This is a genomic window from Microbacterium petrolearium (assembly GCF_054782875.1).
The window spans coordinates 1-14,321 of sequence record NZ_BAAGRQ010000024.1; the positions used below are offsets into that span (position 1 = coordinate 1).

Below are 14,321 nucleotides of genomic sequence, written 5' to 3' on the forward strand. Positions count from 1 at the left end.
GAACACGTCGCACAAAAGCTCAACAGCCGCCCACGCAAGACGCTCGGCTGGGATACCCCAGCCGAGCGTCTGCTACAACTCATTTAGTTCACTTGGCGTTGCGACGACCCCTTGAATCCGCCCATCCGGATGGGCGCCTTCTCGTCTCAGTCCCCGTAGACGCGGGGCACGAGGGGCGAGACGCGCAGCAGCAGCTCCTCCCCCACGGTGTCGATCGCCTCGGCAAGGTCGGTCGCGCTCGGCACGCCGTCGGCGGGCGCGCCGAAGATCCGCACCTCGTCGCCGACGGCCGCGCCGTCCCAGCCCTCGATCTCGATGCTCGCGGGCCCGACCGTCAGGAGCGCGCGCGGGCCGGCGGGCGTCGCGACACGCACGCGGCCGGCCAGCGTCGACAGCAGCCCATCGGTCGCGCCGACGCCCGCCGTGACCCGATCGTCGGTCACGCTCGTCACGCGGGCGACGAGCGTCGCGACGGGCTCGATGCCCTCGAGCTCGGGCCCGTCGGCCGAGCGCACGCCGTAGCAGAACGCGCCGACGCGGACGAGGTCGTAGCGGAACTCGGGGCGGTGCCAGGCGGCGGCGCTGGCGGCGAGGTGGCGCACCTCGGGCGCGAGCCCCGCCTCCCTCGCCTGCGCGACGGCGCGCTCGAACGCGGCGCGGGAGGCGTCGTCCTCCGCGTCGCTGGCCTCCGCGATGTGGGTCCACACGCCCGCGACGCGGATGCTCCCCTCGGCCTCCAGTCGCGCCGCGAGGGCGACGGCGTCGGGCCAAGCCTCGGGGCGGATGCCGTTGCGGTGCAGCCCCGTGTCGATCTTGAGGTGGACCACGGCGGGGGCACCTCGCCCGCCGGCGAGGGCCGCGACCCGCTGCAGGTAGTCGGTGTCGCCCACGCCCAGCTCGAGGCCGGCCTCCAGCGCCCGCGCGGCATCCTCGTCGGTCGCGGTCGCCCACGCGAAGACGCGCGCGGCCGGCCGCAGCCGCTTGGCGCGCAGCGCGCTCGGGATGTCGATGGCGCCGAACCACGACGCGCCCTCGTCCGCCGCGGCCGGCACGACGGCATCGACGCCCAGCCCGTAGGCGTCGTCCTTCACGATCACCATCAGCTCCGCCGGCAGCATCCGCTCGCGCACCGCGCGGACGTTGCGCCGCAGGCGGCCGAGGTCCACGCGCAGCTCGACCTCCGTGCGCGGCGCGCCCGCGCGCGGCGCCACCCCCGCCGCGAGCTCGTCCTCGGTCAGGCCCGTGGCGCGCGCCCACGCGGCCAGCGCCCCCGGGTGGCCCGGGCCGAGGAAGACCGCCTCGTCGCCCGCCTCGACCTCGGCGTCGCCGATCTCGACGACGCACACGTCCATCGCCACCCGCCCGACGATCGGCAGCTCGCGGCCGCGGATCATCACGGTCGCGTGGCCGCCGAGTGCCCGCACGACGCCCTGGGCGTAGCCGCCCGTCACGAGCGCGACGCGCGTGTCGCGGGTCGCGCGGAAGCGGTAGCCGTACGAGACGCCCTCGCCCGCGAGCAGCGGCTTCGTCTGCAGCACGCGCCCGCTCAGCCGCACACCGGCATCGGCGTGCGCGCCGGCACCCGATCCGGATCGCGACATGCGGGTCCTCTCAGCGACGCCGGGCGGCCGGCATGACCGCCTCGTGACGCGGGCGCGTGCCCTGCCGGATGCCGGTGGCCGACACGCGGTTCTCGTACAGGCCGGGCACCCAGTTGCCCTCGATGAGCACGGGTCCCTCGGGCCCCACGGCGACGTCCCATCCGACGTAGTGGACGCCGGGGACCACGCGTGCGGCCTCGTCGACGAGCGCGACGACCTGGTCCCACAGCGGCACCTGGAAGTCGACGATCGAGGCGCCCGAGTCGGGGTGCACCTCGTAACGGCTCAGCTTCTTGCCCGTGTAGCCCGGGCCGCGCGAGCGGCCGTTCTCGTCGAGCATCGTGAAGAAGCCGCCCCAGCTGAACTGGTCGCTCACGGAGCCGCGGCCGAACTTCTGCACCGCGACGAGCACGTGCACGTCGGTGCCGTCGAAGTACGTCGCGACGCGGGTGGTGTTCACGGTGTCGGCGCAGTACCCGGCCAGGTACGGGTGCTGCACGATCGGCTGCTCGATGAGCACCTGCCCCGCCTCGGTCAGGCGCCGGTGGAACGCGTCCCAGTCGTCTGTGCCCGCGGTGTCGTAGCGGAACACGCCGTGGCCCTCGCGGCTCACCGGCACCTTGGCGATGATCACGGGGTGCCGCGAGGCGAACTCGCGCAGCCCGTCGGCGCCGACCTCGCCCAGGTCGATCCACTCGCGCCCGAGGAACTTCGCGAAGCGCTTGTTGAACGCGATCTTGTTCTCGAGCTCGCGGGAGGCCTCGCGGTCGTTCAGCGCCACGGCCAGGTGGTGCTGCAGCACCGAGGTCATGAACGTCTTGCGCTCGGCCTTCGTCAGCAGCGCGAAGTCGGCCTCGTAGTAGTCGATGAACGCCGTGTCGTGGAACGCGGCCCACCACACCATGTCGACGAACACGGCCGGCATCCACTTGCCCTGCTCTTCGGCGATCTGTCGCGCGAACGTCGCCACGCGCGCCGGGCTGAAGGCCTTGATGCGCCGCGCGAAGTAGGAGGCACGTGCCTTCAGGGCGATGTCGATGGGCAAGCGGATGACCTTCCTTCGATGGTTCTCGCGGCGCCGCGAGCGGCTCGGGCGGCCGACGCGAGCAAGGGCCAACTATACCGAGGAGGTGCTCCGAAGATCCCCGAGAGCCCCGTGTTACCGTGACATCCATGAGTCAGACGGGCCTGCGGATCGGCTACCTCCTGAACCGGGCCCGCCGCCTCAAGCCGGGCAATCTGATCGAGTTCGCCCGGCAGTCGCAGAAGGTCTCGCGCGCCCCGCTGCCGGTCATCATCGCCGACATGCTGTGGTGCGCCGCGCGCTACGAGATGGGCTTCCGCGACTACGCCGTGTGGGACATCCGCACGCTCAATGCGCGCGAGCGCGCGACGTGGATGACGCACCCGAAGGGCTTCCGCCTCAACCGCACGCTCAACGGCATGCAGGCCCGCGCGCTGCTCGAGGACAAGCCGCGCTTCTACCGCGACTTCGCCGACCTCATCCGCCGGGACTGGCTCGATCTGCGCACCGCGACGCCGGACGAGGTGGCCGCGTTCCTCGACCGCCACGCGCGCGTGCTGGCGAAGCCGGCCGACGGCTTCGGCGGCGCGGGCATCACGGCGCACGACACGGCCGGAATCGCCGACGCGGGCGCCTGGCGCGACGAGCTCGTCGGGCGCGGCCAGACGCTCGTCGAGGAGTTCCTGCGCCAGGACGAGCGCATGGCCGCTCTGTACCCCGAGAGCGTCAACACCGTGCGGCTGATCACCTACCGCGACCCGCAGGACACGCTCCACGTCATCGCCTCGGTGCTGCGGATCGGCAACGGCTCGGTGATCGACAACTTCGCCGGCGGCGGCATGTTCACGATGCTCGACGACGACGGCGTGGCGCTGTACCCCGCCGTCGACAAGAACAGCAACGTCTTCGAGCGCCACCCCGTGACGGGCACCGAGATCCGCGGCTTCGCCGTGCCCCAGTACGACGAGGTGGTCCGGATGATCGACGACGCCGCCCGTCGCCTGCCGACCGTACCCTACGTCGGCTGGGACATCGCGATCACGCCGGAGGGGCCCGCGATCATCGAGGCCAACCACAATTCGAGCGTGTTCCAGATGAAGCCCTCGGTCTCTGGCGTGCGCACGGGCCTGCTGCACCGCTATCGCGACGCGATCGGGGCCGACATCGTCGACTCCCGCCGCGCCCGCTCCGACGCGAATGGCTAGCCTCGGCCGCGCCAGCGCCCTGATCGCCGTCGGGACGCTCGTCTCGCGCGTCACCGGGCTGCTGCGCGCCATGGTGCTCGTGACGGCGATCGGCGCGATCGGCGAGGCCTCCGACGCGTTCACGATCGCCAACCAGCTGCCCAACTACGTCTTCCAGGTGATCTCCGCGGGCGTGCTCACGGCGGTGATCGTGCCGCAGGTGGTGCAGTGGAGCGGTCACGAGGACGGCGGTCGCGCGCAGCTGTCGAAGCTGTTCACGCTGGCGGCGGTGCTCCTGTTCGCCGTCACGGCGCTCTCGCTCGTCGCCGCGCCGCTGCTCGTGCAGGTGTTCGGCGCGCAGTGGTCGGCCGATCAGCACGCCCTGGCCACCGCCTTCTCCTACTGGTGCCTGCCGCAGGTGTTCTTCTACGGCATGTTCGCGCTGATCGGCGAGACGCTCAACGCGCGCGGCGTCTTCGGCCCGTACGCATGGGCACCCATCGCGAACAACATCGTCTCCATCGCCGGGTTCCTCGTCTTCATCCAGATGTTCGGCGCGCGGCGCAACGACGTGGCCGACTGGGATCCGGCGATGATCGCCGTCCTCGCGGGCGTCGCCACCCTGGGCATCGTCGTGCAGACGGCCGTGCTCGTCGCGTTCTGGCGCCGCACCCGCCTGCACCTGCGGCCCGACTTCCGGTGGCGCGGCATGGGGCTCGGGCGGCTCGGCCACCTGGCCAGCTGGACGTTCCTCATGCTGCTCGTGGGTCTCGGCGTCTCGACGGTGCAGCAGATGGTGATCTCCGGCGCCTCGGGCCAGCACGCGTCGGCGACCATCTGGTACAACGGCTGGCTGCTGTACATGCTCCCGTACTCGCTCGTGATCATGTCGATCGGGACACCGTACTTCACGCGCCTCAGCGGGCATGCCGCCGCCGGTCAGGACGATCTCGTGCGCGACGACATCCGCCGCAGCACCCGCGTCCTCAGCCTCTTCGCCGTGGTGTCGGCGGCGGTCGTGATGGCGGCCTCGATCCCGGCGGTCCGGATCGTGGCGGACACGCGCGCCGACGCGGTGGCGGGCGCGCCCGTGCTCATCGCCTTCATCCTCGCCCTCGTGCCGCTCGCGGTGCAGTTCATCGTGCAGCGCACGTTCTACGCGTACGGCGACACCCGCACGCCCTTCTTCTTCACGCTCGCCCAGGCCAGCGTCGCGGTCCTGCTGACGCTCGCCGCCCAGTGGCTGCTGCCGGCCGAGCTGCTCGCGGCGGGCGTGGCGCTCGCGCAGGCGGTGTCGAGCATGGTGCAGGTCGTCCTCGCCAGCTGGCTGCTCCACCGCCGCCTCGGCACGATCGGCATGTCCGAGACCATCTGGGCCATCGTGCGGTTCAGCCTCGCGGCCGTGCCTGCCGCCGCCGCCGGAGTGGGCGTCTTCCTGCTCAGCGGCGGCACGTCCGGTTGGATGCTGGCCGGCATGCTGCAGGGCGTCCTCGGCACGTGCACGATCGGGGCCGTCGTCGGCGGCGTGTACCTCGCCATCCTCGCGCTGTTCCGCACGCCGGAGCTGACACCCGCGTTCGACATGGTGCGCAGGCTCGTCCGCCGCTAGCAGCAGGGCGCTCACCCGCCGCACGCGAAGATCACGCGTTGCGGATGATGCCCAGCGGCGTCGACTGGTGCCCCTGGCCGAGCGGGTTGTCCTTGAGGATCCGCACGAGCAGCCTCTCGCCCTCGCGGCCCAGGGTGGAGCCGAGGATGTTGCCGCCCAGGTCGTTGATGTCGACCACGGCGACGTGCGCATCGGCCTTCAGCAGCGTGCGCACGTGCGCGGCGACCTCGCGCGGACGCTCGGGCCCGAGCACGACGGCCGTGTTGTACGGCGGGATCGTGCCGGGCGTGGGCCCGTCGATCGCGCGCGCCTTGTCGCCGGCGATGCGGTAGAAGTCACCGCTGCGCCCGAACAGCTTCGTCACGGCCGACACGGCCGCGGCGAAGAGGATGCGGGGCGTGCCGACCTCGCGCAGCGCGAACTCCATCGTCTCGGGGATGCCGAGGCCGATGCCGTACGCGGTCTTGGTGACGTACTTCGACAGGAACCGCGCGAGCGGGCGCGCCTGGATCTCGCTCATCTGGTACGAGCGGCCCTGCATGATCGCGACGATCTTCTCCGTGACGAAGAGGATGTCGCCGTCCCGCACGTGATCCGCGGCGTAGCTCGCGATGACCTCGTCCAGCTCGTCGCCGGGCATGATGACCCGGGTCTTGAGCGGGATGCGCTGATACGTCGTGCCGTCGACGACGACCTCGAGGGCCTTGCCCTCGTTCGCCGCCGTGCTCACTCGAGGTAGTCCCGCAGCGACTGCGAGCGGCTCGGGTGACGCAGCTTGGCCATGGTCTTCGACTCGATCTGGCGGATCCGCTCGCGCGTGACGCCGAACGTGTCGCCGATCTGGTCGAGGGTCTTCGGCTGACCGTCGCCCAGGCCGAAGCGCATGCGGATCACGCCCGCCTCGCGCTCCGAGAGCGAGTCGAGCAGACTCTCGAGCTGACGCTGCAGCATCGTGAAGCCGACCGCGTCGGCCGGCACGACCGCCTCGGTGTCCTCGATGAGGTCGCCGAACTCGCTGTCGCCGTCCTCGCCGAGCGGGGTGTGCAGCGAGATCGGCTCGCGGCCGTACTTCTGCACCTCGACGACCTTCTCGGGCGTCATGTCGAGTTCCTTCGACAGCTCCTCGGGCGTGGGCTCGCGGCCCAGGTCCTGCAGCATCTGGCGCTGCACGCGGGCGAGCTTGTTGATGACCTCGACCATGTGCACCGGGATGCGGATCGTGCGCGCCTGATCGGCCATGGCGCGGGTGATCGCCTGGCGGATCCACCACGTCGCGTACGTCGAGAACTTGAAGCCCTTGGTGTAGTCGAACTTCTCGACCGCGCGGATGAGACCGAGGTTGCCCTCCTGGATCAGGTCGAGGAACTGCATGCCGCGGCCCGTGTAGCGCTTGGCGAGCGAGACGACCAGACGCAGGTTCGCCCCGAGCAGGTGGCTCTTGGCGCGCTGGCCGTCGCGGGCCACCCACTGCAGGTCGAGGCCGAGCTGGCTCGACTTCTCGGCCGCCGACATCTTCGACAGCTTCTCCTCGGCGAACAGGCCCGCCTCGATGCGCATGGCGAGGTCGACCTCCTCCGCCGCGTTCAGCAGCGGGACCTTGCCGATCTGCTTGAGGTAGTCCTTGACGGGGTCGGCGGTGGCGCCGGTGATCTGTGTGGAGTAGACCGGCACCTCCTCCTCGTCGGCCTGGGAGATGACGATCGCGCCCGTCGGCAGCGGCTCGGTGGTCGGCTTCGGGGCGGCGTCGTCCTCGGCGTCGTCGGCCTCGCCCTCGGCGACGACCGGAACCGCGGCGGTGTCGGGGGCGGCGACGTCGACGACGTCCTCCTCGGTCGCGACGTCGTCGACGTCCTCGGGCTCGTCCTTCTGCGCGGTCTTCTTGGCGGCGGTCTTCTTCGCCGGCGCCTTCGCCGCGGTGGTCTTCTTGGCGGCGCGCTTGGCGGGCGCCTTCTTCGGAGCGGCCTCGGCGGCGTCGGTCGTCTCGTCGGCGACGACCTCCTCGCTCGCCTTCGCCGTGGTCTTGGCCGCGCTCTTGCGCGGAGTCTTCGTGGCAGTGGTCACGTCTCGCCTTTCACCGACGGCGCTGTGCGCGACGCCCCCGGATGTTCTCGGGCACTAGTAGGACCCTTGTCAAGTGGCGTCAGGCGCCTCTCGACATCGGGTCCGTCTTGACATTATAACCCGCGCGCCCTAGAGAACATTCCCCGCTCGTCAGGAGGAGGCGCCCTTGTCGTCCTCGGCCGGACGCGAGGCGAGGTAGCGCTCCAGCTCGGCGGCCAGCTCGTCGGCGCTCGGCAGCGCCGCCTCGTCGAACGTGCCCGTGCCCGACGGCGCCGCGCCGCTCGCGAGCCGGGCGGCGTAGGCGTCGTAGCGCTCCTCGAGCCCGCGCACCATCCGCTCGAGCTCCTCGTTCGAGGTGATCTGCTCCTCGACGCGCTCCACGTAGTCGCGGTCCTCCTCGCGGAGGTCGTCGAGCGCGAACACCAGCCCCGTCGCCGACATGAGCTTCTCGAGCGCGGCCGCGGTGGCGCCCGGGTAGTCGGTGTCGGCGAGGTAGTGCGGCACGAGCAGCACGAAGCCGGTGACCGTCGCGCCGGCCTGGCTCAGCCGGATCTCGAGCAGGTGGCCCACGGTGGCGGGCACCTGCGTGTGCGGGCGCCAGATGGAGTGCGCCTCGACGAGGTCGCCGCGCGTGCCGCTCACCGTCGCGCCGAGGGTGCGCGTGTGCGGCACCGGCATCGCGATCGCGTGCACCCACGTGACCGACGACACGTCGTACTCCTCTCCGAGGTCGAGCACGGCCTCCGCGAAGGCGTCCCAGCCGAAGTCCGGCTCGTACCCGGCCAGCACGAGGAACGGCTGGCCGAGCGCGTCGCGCACGAGCGAGAGCTCCAGCCGCTGCGGCCGGTAATCCGTGAGGTGGTCCTGATCGAACGTGACGATCGGCCGCCGGGCGCGGTAGTCCAGCAGCGCGTCGTTCGAGAACGACACGAGCGGCCGCGGATCGAGCTCCTCGCGCACGTATTCGATGACGCCCGAGACGGTGCCTCCCGCGTCGGTGAAGCCCGTCATGAGCACGACCAGCGGCAGCCCGGCGGGCACCACCGGGGCATTGGCGACTCGCTCGTACAGGGGACCGAAGGGGGGCATGCGTCCATGCTACGAGGCGCGCGCGACGCCGTCGCCGCCCCGGCCCGCGCGGGAGCCGCCTTACGCCAGAGGCGAAAACCGCGACCCCCGGGGGCGACGGCCGTGGCGCACGCGGCGTACCTAGGATGGATCGCATGGCCCACCCCGAGCTCTCGCTGACGCACGCCCCCTTCCCCTCCGATGACGCCGACGCGCTGATCCTCGCGATCCCGGCGCTCGAGGAGGCCGAGCTCGGCGCCTACCCCGGCCTCGCGGACGCGCTGGAGGCCGTCGGATTCACGGGCGCGGCGCGCAGCTGGGCGCGCGCCTACGTGCCCGAGGTCGCGGCCAAGCCGCTCGCCGTCGTGGGCCTCGGCTCCTCCCCCGACCTCGAGACGATCCGGCAGGCCGTGGGCGCGGGCGCCCGCCAGCTCACCGGCTTCGACACTGTGGCCGTGGCGGTGCTGTCGGACGTCGAGGACGCGTGGCGCGCGGCCGCCGAGGGCGCAGCGCTGGGCGCCTACCGCTTCGACACCTACAAGACCGGCGACGCCGAGAAGGCGGCCGAGAAGCGCCGCGCGAAGCGGATCGTCGTGCACGCCCCCGAGGGCGCGAGCGACGGCGACCTCGCGTCGGTGCGCACCGGTGCCGACGCCGTGGCGCTCGTGAAGGACCTCGTCTCGACGCCCGCGGAGTGGCAGAGCCCCGCACAGCTGGCGGAGTCGGCCGTGGCCGCCGTCGAGGGCCTGGCCGTGGACGTCACGGTGTACGACGAGGCGGCGCTCGAGGAGGGCGGCTTCGGCGGCATCCTCGGCGTCGGCAAGGGATCGGACCGCCCGCCGCGCCTCGTGCGCCTGGAGTGGGCGCCGGAGGGCGCGCAGCGCCACGTCGCGCTCGTGGGCAAGGGCATCACGTTCGACACGGGCGGCCTCTCGCTCAAGCCCGCCGCATCGATGGTGGGCATGAACGAGGACATGACCGGCGCCGCGGAGGTGCTGGCCGCCGTCCGCGCCGCCGCGCAGCTCGAGCTGCCCGTGCGGGTGACGGGATGGATGTGCCTCGCCGACAACATGCCGTCGGGGCGCGCGATCCGCCCCGGCGACGTGCTGCGCATGCTCGACGGCCAGACGGTCGAGGTCACGAACACCGACGCCGAGGGGCGCCTCGTGCTGGCGGACGGCCTCGTCGCCGCGAGCCGTGAGCAGCCCGATGTCATCGTCGACGTCGCCACCCTGACCGGTGCCATCGTCATCGGGCTGGGCACGCGCTACACGGGCGTGATGGGCGATCAGGAGGCCGTCGACGCCTTCCTGCGCGCCTCCGACCGCACGGGCGAGCCGGTCTGGGCACTGCCGCTGCCGGAGTACCTCAACGAGCACCTCGACTCGCGCATCGCCGACATGCAGAACGCGAACGTCGGCAACCGCGAGGCGGGTTCGCTCTTCGCCGGCCTGTTCCTGCAGCGCTTCGTGGGCCGCACCGGTGAGGGCGACGACGCGCCGCGCATCCCCTGGGTGCACCTCGACATCGCCGGCTCGGCCATGTCGGCCGGCAGCGCCTACGGCTACACCGACAAGGGGCCGACGGGCGCCACCGTGCGCACGCTCATCGACTTCGTCGCCGCGGGCGGCGAGCTGCGGTGACCCCCGCGATCCTTCGGACGGAGACCGCATGACAGAGCACGCCTTCGACATCGTCGTGCTGGGCGGCGGCAGCGGCGGCTACGCCGCGGCGCTGCGGGCGGCCGAGCTGGGCAAGACCGTGGCGCTCGTGGAGCGCGACCGGCTCGGCGGCACGTGCCTGCACCGCGGCTGCATCCCGACCAAGGCCCTGCTGCACGCCGCCGAGATCGCCGATACCGTGCGCTCGGCCTCGGCGTCCGGCGTGTCCGCGAGCCTCGACGGGGTCGACGGCGCGGCGATGCTCGCGCACCGCCGCGCGATCGTCGAGAAGAAGACGAAGGGCCTCGAGGGGCTCATCGCGCGGCGCGGCATCACCGTGGTCTCGGGATCGGGCACCCTCACCGCCGACCGCGCGGTCGCCGTGGGCGACGACCTGTACCGCGGCACGGACATCGTGCTCGCGACCGGCTCGCACAGCCGCTCGGTCCCCGGGATCGAGCCGGGCGAGCGCATCCTCACGAGCGAGGGCGCCCTCGCGCTCGACCGCGTGCCGGAGCGGGCCGTCGTGCTGGGCGGCGGCGTGATCGGCGTCGAGTTCGCCAGCGCCTGGCGCTCGCTGGGCGCCGAGGTCACGATCGTCGAGGGCCTGGACCGCCTCGTCCCGAACGAGGACGCCGCGCTCAGCACCGCGCTCGGGCGCGCCTTCCGCCGCCGCGGCATCGCGTCGCGCCTCGCCGCGCGCGTGGCCTCGGCCGTCGAGTCGGCGTCCGGCGTCACCGTCACCCTGGAGGGCGGCGAGACGCTGGAGGGCGACGTGCTGCTCGTGGCCGTGGGTCGTGGGCCGTCGACGTCGGGCCTCGGTCTCGAGGAGGCAGGCGTGGCGCTCGATCGCGGCTTCGTCGCCGTCGACGCGCAGCTGCGCACCAGCGTGCCCGGTCTGTGGGCGGTGGGCGACATCACCCCGGGCCTGCAGCTGGCTCACCGCGGGTTCCAGCAGGGCATCTTCGTCGCCGAGCGGATCGCGGGCCTCGAGCCGGCGCCGATCGACGAGAACCACATCCCCCGGGTCACGTACTCGAGCCCCGAGCTCGCCTCCGTCGGCCTCACGCAGGCGGCGGCCGAGGAGCGGTACGGCGCCGAGGGCGTCGCGGTGGCCGAGTTCGACCTGGCGGGCAACGCGCGCAGCGAGATCCTCGGCACGCGCGGGCTCGTGAAGGTCGTGCGTCGCGTCGACGGCCCCGTCGTCGGCGTGCACCTCGCGGGCGATCGCGTGGGCGAGCTCATCACCGAGGGGCAGCTGGCCGTCGCGTGGGACGCGCATCCGGAGGACATCGCGCCCCTCATCCACGCGCATCCCACGCAGAGCGAGGCCCTCGGCGAGGCGTTCCTCGCCCTCGCGGGAAAGCCGCTCCACACACTCTGAACGTCCCCGATCCGCCCCGCGCCCGCGTGCGCGTGCCGCACCTGCGGGACGGATCACTAAGCTAGGCATGTCATCGACATTTACGAAGGAGACTTCGACATGAGCACTTCCGTAGTCCTCCCCGCGCTCGGCGAGAGCGTCACCGAGGGCACCATCACCCGCTGGCTGAAGCAGGTGGGCGATACCGTGCAGGCGGATGAGGCCCTGCTCGAGGTCTCGACCGACAAGGTCGACACGGAGATCCCGTCGCCCGTGAGCGGCGTGATCGAGGAGATCCTCTTCCAGGAGGACGACACCGTCGAGGTGGGCGCTGTCCTGGCCAAGATCGGCGACGGCAGCGGAGCGTCCGCCGCGCCCGAGGCCCCCGCCCAGGCCGCTCCGGCCGCCGAGGCCGCTCCCGCCCCCGCGGTCGAGGCGTCCACGGCCCCCGCCGCGGACTCCCCCGCCGCCGAGGCCGCTCCGGCTCCGGCCGCGTCGGGTGACGCGACCGACATCGTGCTGCCCGAGCTGGGCGAGTCGGTGACCGAGGGCACCGTCACCCGCTGGCTCAAGCAGGTCGGCGACACCATCGAGGTCGACGAGCCGCTGCTCGAGATCTCCACCGACAAGGTCGACACCGAGGTCCCCTCGCCCGTCGCCGGCACGATCACCGAGATCCTCGCCGCCGAGGACGAGACCGTCGAGGTCGGCGCCGTCCTGGCCCGCGTCGGCTCCGGCGCCGCCGCCCCGGCCGAGAAGCCCGCCGAGGCACCCGCCGCCCCCGCGCAGGCCGAGCAGGCTGAGGCCCCGGCCGAGCAGCCCGCCCCCGCGGCACCTGCCCAGGCCCCGGCCGAGGCGCCCGCCGCGCCGAGCCAGCCGGCGCAGCCGCAGCAGGCCGCTCCCGCCGCGGCGGAGCAGCCGAAGGCGGCCGAGCCGGCCGCCCCGAAGCTCACGCTGCCGACCGACGACGAGAAGGTCTACGTGACCCCGCTCGTGCGCCGGCTCGCCGCCCAGCAGGGCGTCGACCTCGCCACGGTGAAGGGCACGGGCGTGGGAGGCCGCATCCGCAAGGAGGACGTCCTCAAGGCCGCCGAGTCGGCGAAGGCGGCCCCGGCCGCCGCCGCGACCCCGGCGGCTCCCGCCGCGGCCCCCGCCGAGAAGCTCGAGGACTCGCCGCTGCGCGGCACCACGCAGCCGATGTCGCGCCTGCGCAAGGTGCTCGCCAAGCGCGCCGTCGAGTCGATGACGTCGACCGCTCAGCTCACGACGGTCGTCGAGGTCGACGTGACGAAGCTCTCGGCGTTCCGCGACCAGGTGAAGGGCGACTTCCAGGCGAAGACGGGCGACAAGCTGTCGTTCCTGCCGTTCTTCGCCCTCGCCGCGGCCGAGGCGCTGCGCGCGTACCCGATCATCAACTCGACGCTCGACGGCGAGAACATCGTGTACCCGCCGTCCGAGAACCTCTCGATCGCCGTCGACACCGAGCGCGGCCTGCTCACGCCGGTCGTCCGCGACGCGAGCACGAAGAACCTCGCCCAGCTGGCGCACGAGATCGCCGACCTGGCCGCGCGCACGCGCGACAACAAGCTGAAGCCCGACGAGCTCGCCGGCGGCACGTTCACGCTGACCAACACCGGTTCGCGCGGCGCGCTGTTCGACACGCCCGTCGTGTTCCTGCCCCAGTCGGCGATCCTCGGCACGGGCATCGTCTTCAAGCGCCCCGGCGTGGTGAAGACCGACGGCGGCGTCGAGGCGATCGGCATCCGCTCGTACGTCTACCTCGCGCTCTCGTACGACCACCGCACGATCGACGGCGCCGACGCGGCGCGCTACCTGTCGGCCGTGAAGGCGCGTCTCGAGGCGGCGGACTTCGCGGGCGACCTCGGCATCTGATCCGAGCGCTCCCCGAGGGGGACGGGTGACCACGCGTCATCCGTCCCCCTCGGTCGTTCCGGGCGCGGATGCGCCGTCGTGCACGTCGCGCACGATCCAGCGCTCGTCGGTCGATGCCCGCTCGATCACGAGGGACTGAGGCGCGGCGGAGCCCTCCGGCGACTCGACCCGCAGCACCGCCAGATCGCCGAAGTCGTCGAGCAGCACGACGCGGCGCTCGTCGGCCGGCAGCGATGCCGCCGCCCCGTCCGCCAGCTCGAGCGGAGCGGAACCGGGCGCGCGGACCGCGGCGCACGCGTCGTCCTCGGCGGCGCGGCAGACCGCGAGACCGTCGAGGAGCCGCTCGGCCGCGGCGACCGGATCCTCCGCGCCCGGCGCCGTTCCGCCCGCGCCGCCCGGAGCCTCCTCCTCGGGCCCGGATGGAGGCTCGAGAGGGTCGTCGTCCTCGCCCGTCTCGGGTGCGGCGCCCGTCGCGGCGGCGGGCGACGCGGGCGCTCCGGCGTCCTCGTCCGCGCGCGACCCGCCCTCCCGCGCGGCGGTCTGCGCTCCGGGCTCGGCGGCCGCGGGCGTCTCGTCGCTCGGCCACAGGAGCCCGCCGACGACGACCGCCGCCGCGGCGACGGCGCCGAGCACGAACGGCGCTCCCCGGCGATCGCGCAAGGCCCTGAGGCGCCGACGGGCCTCGGCCAGCCAGTCCGACACGCCTTCCGCCACCCGCCCGGCCAGGGCCGCGTCGATCGCCTCCCTCAGGTCGAGGCGCGCGGTGGCACCCCCGGAGCCGCGCGTGCCCGGCGTCGCGCGCCGCCGCGCCCCGCGCGCCGCGCGCAGCTCGCGCCGCGTCCGGCGGTCGGTGGCGC

General features: G+C 73.0%; 10 protein-coding genes and 1 pseudogene. 5 read left to right on the forward strand and 6 right to left on the reverse strand.

Going from position 1 to position 14,321, the window contains the following annotated elements:
- Window positions 1–146: 146 nt before the first annotated feature.
- Together ACYVJ0_RS12855 and ACYVJ0_RS12860 are read right to left on the reverse strand one after the other, a co-directional pair.
- Window positions 147–1,601 carry an alanine racemase gene (locus ACYVJ0_RS12855; RefSeq protein WP_460818218.1) on the reverse strand — a complete coding sequence of 485 codons (1,455 nt, stop codon included), beginning with the start codon at window positions 1,599–1,601 and terminating at the stop codon, window positions 147–149.
- 10 nt (window positions 1,602–1,611) lie between these two features.
- Window positions 1,612–2,646, reverse strand: coding sequence for a sugar-transfer associated ATP-grasp domain-containing protein (locus ACYVJ0_RS12860; protein WP_449854147.1), 1,035 nt, complete (start codon window positions 2,644–2,646; stop codon window positions 1,612–1,614).
- A 128-nt stretch (window positions 2,647–2,774) separates the two neighbouring features.
- Here ACYVJ0_RS12860 and ACYVJ0_RS12865 point away from each other — a divergent pair, with 128 nt between their 5' ends.
- Together ACYVJ0_RS12865 and murJ are read left to right on the forward strand one after the other, a co-directional pair.
- The gene (locus ACYVJ0_RS12865; protein ID WP_460818220.1) at window positions 2,775–3,830 is read left to right on the forward strand and encodes a sugar-transfer associated ATP-grasp domain-containing protein; all 1,056 of its coding nucleotides are present in this window, start codon (window positions 2,775–2,777) and stop codon (window positions 3,828–3,830) included.
- On the forward strand, window positions 3,823–5,418 hold the full coding sequence (murJ, locus tag ACYVJ0_RS12870; RefSeq protein ID WP_460818222.1) for a murein biosynthesis integral membrane protein MurJ: 1,596 nt from the start codon (window positions 3,823–3,825) through the stop codon (window positions 5,416–5,418). Before ACYVJ0_RS12865 ends, murJ begins: the two co-directional genes overlap by 8 nt.
- Before the next feature lie 31 nt (window positions 5,419–5,449).
- On the opposite strand, the gene ACYVJ0_RS12875 is transcribed toward murJ, so the two are convergent.
- The 3 genes from ACYVJ0_RS12875 to ACYVJ0_RS12885 all read right to left on the reverse strand — a co-directional run bounded on the left by ACYVJ0_RS12875 (window position 5,450) and on the right by ACYVJ0_RS12885 (window position 8,568).
- Window positions 5,450–6,148 (reverse strand): coenzyme F420-0:L-glutamate ligase, encoded by a 699-nt coding sequence (locus ACYVJ0_RS12875; RefSeq protein ID WP_460818223.1) that lies wholly within the window; start codon window positions 6,146–6,148, stop codon window positions 5,450–5,452.
- Window positions 6,145–7,479, reverse strand: coding sequence for an RNA polymerase sigma factor (locus ACYVJ0_RS12880; protein WP_449854143.1), 1,335 nt, complete (start codon window positions 7,477–7,479; stop codon window positions 6,145–6,147). Before ACYVJ0_RS12880 ends, ACYVJ0_RS12875 begins: the two co-directional genes overlap by 4 nt.
- A 150-nt stretch (window positions 7,480–7,629) precedes the next feature.
- Entirely contained in the window at window positions 7,630–8,568 is a 939-nt protein-coding gene (locus tag ACYVJ0_RS12885) for a PAC2 family protein (RefSeq protein ID WP_460818225.1), read from the reverse strand.
- Between the two features lie 134 nt (window positions 8,569–8,702).
- Between ACYVJ0_RS12885 and ACYVJ0_RS12890 the strand changes: the two genes are divergently transcribed.
- From ACYVJ0_RS12890 to sucB, 3 genes are all read left to right on the forward strand, one after another.
- Window positions 8,703–10,190 (forward strand): leucyl aminopeptidase, encoded by a 1,488-nt coding sequence (locus ACYVJ0_RS12890; RefSeq protein WP_460818226.1) that lies wholly within the window; start codon window positions 8,703–8,705, stop codon window positions 10,188–10,190.
- Between the two features lie 28 nt (window positions 10,191–10,218).
- A complete protein-coding gene (gene lpdA, locus ACYVJ0_RS12895; protein ID WP_460818228.1) occupies window positions 10,219–11,592 on the forward strand; it encodes a dihydrolipoyl dehydrogenase in 1,374 nt (457 codons plus the stop codon).
- 99 nt (window positions 11,593–11,691) lie between these two features.
- Window positions 11,692–13,464, forward strand: a complete 1,773-nt coding sequence (gene sucB, locus ACYVJ0_RS12900) for a 2-oxoglutarate dehydrogenase, E2 component, dihydrolipoamide succinyltransferase (RefSeq protein ID WP_460818229.1) — start codon at window positions 11,692–11,694, stop codon at window positions 13,462–13,464.
- A 36-nt stretch (window positions 13,465–13,500) separates the two neighbouring features.
- On the opposite strand, the pseudogene ACYVJ0_RS12905 reads toward sucB, so the two are convergent.
- Window positions 13,501–14,321: pseudogene (locus ACYVJ0_RS12905) on the reverse strand (hypothetical protein); the annotation flags it as partial.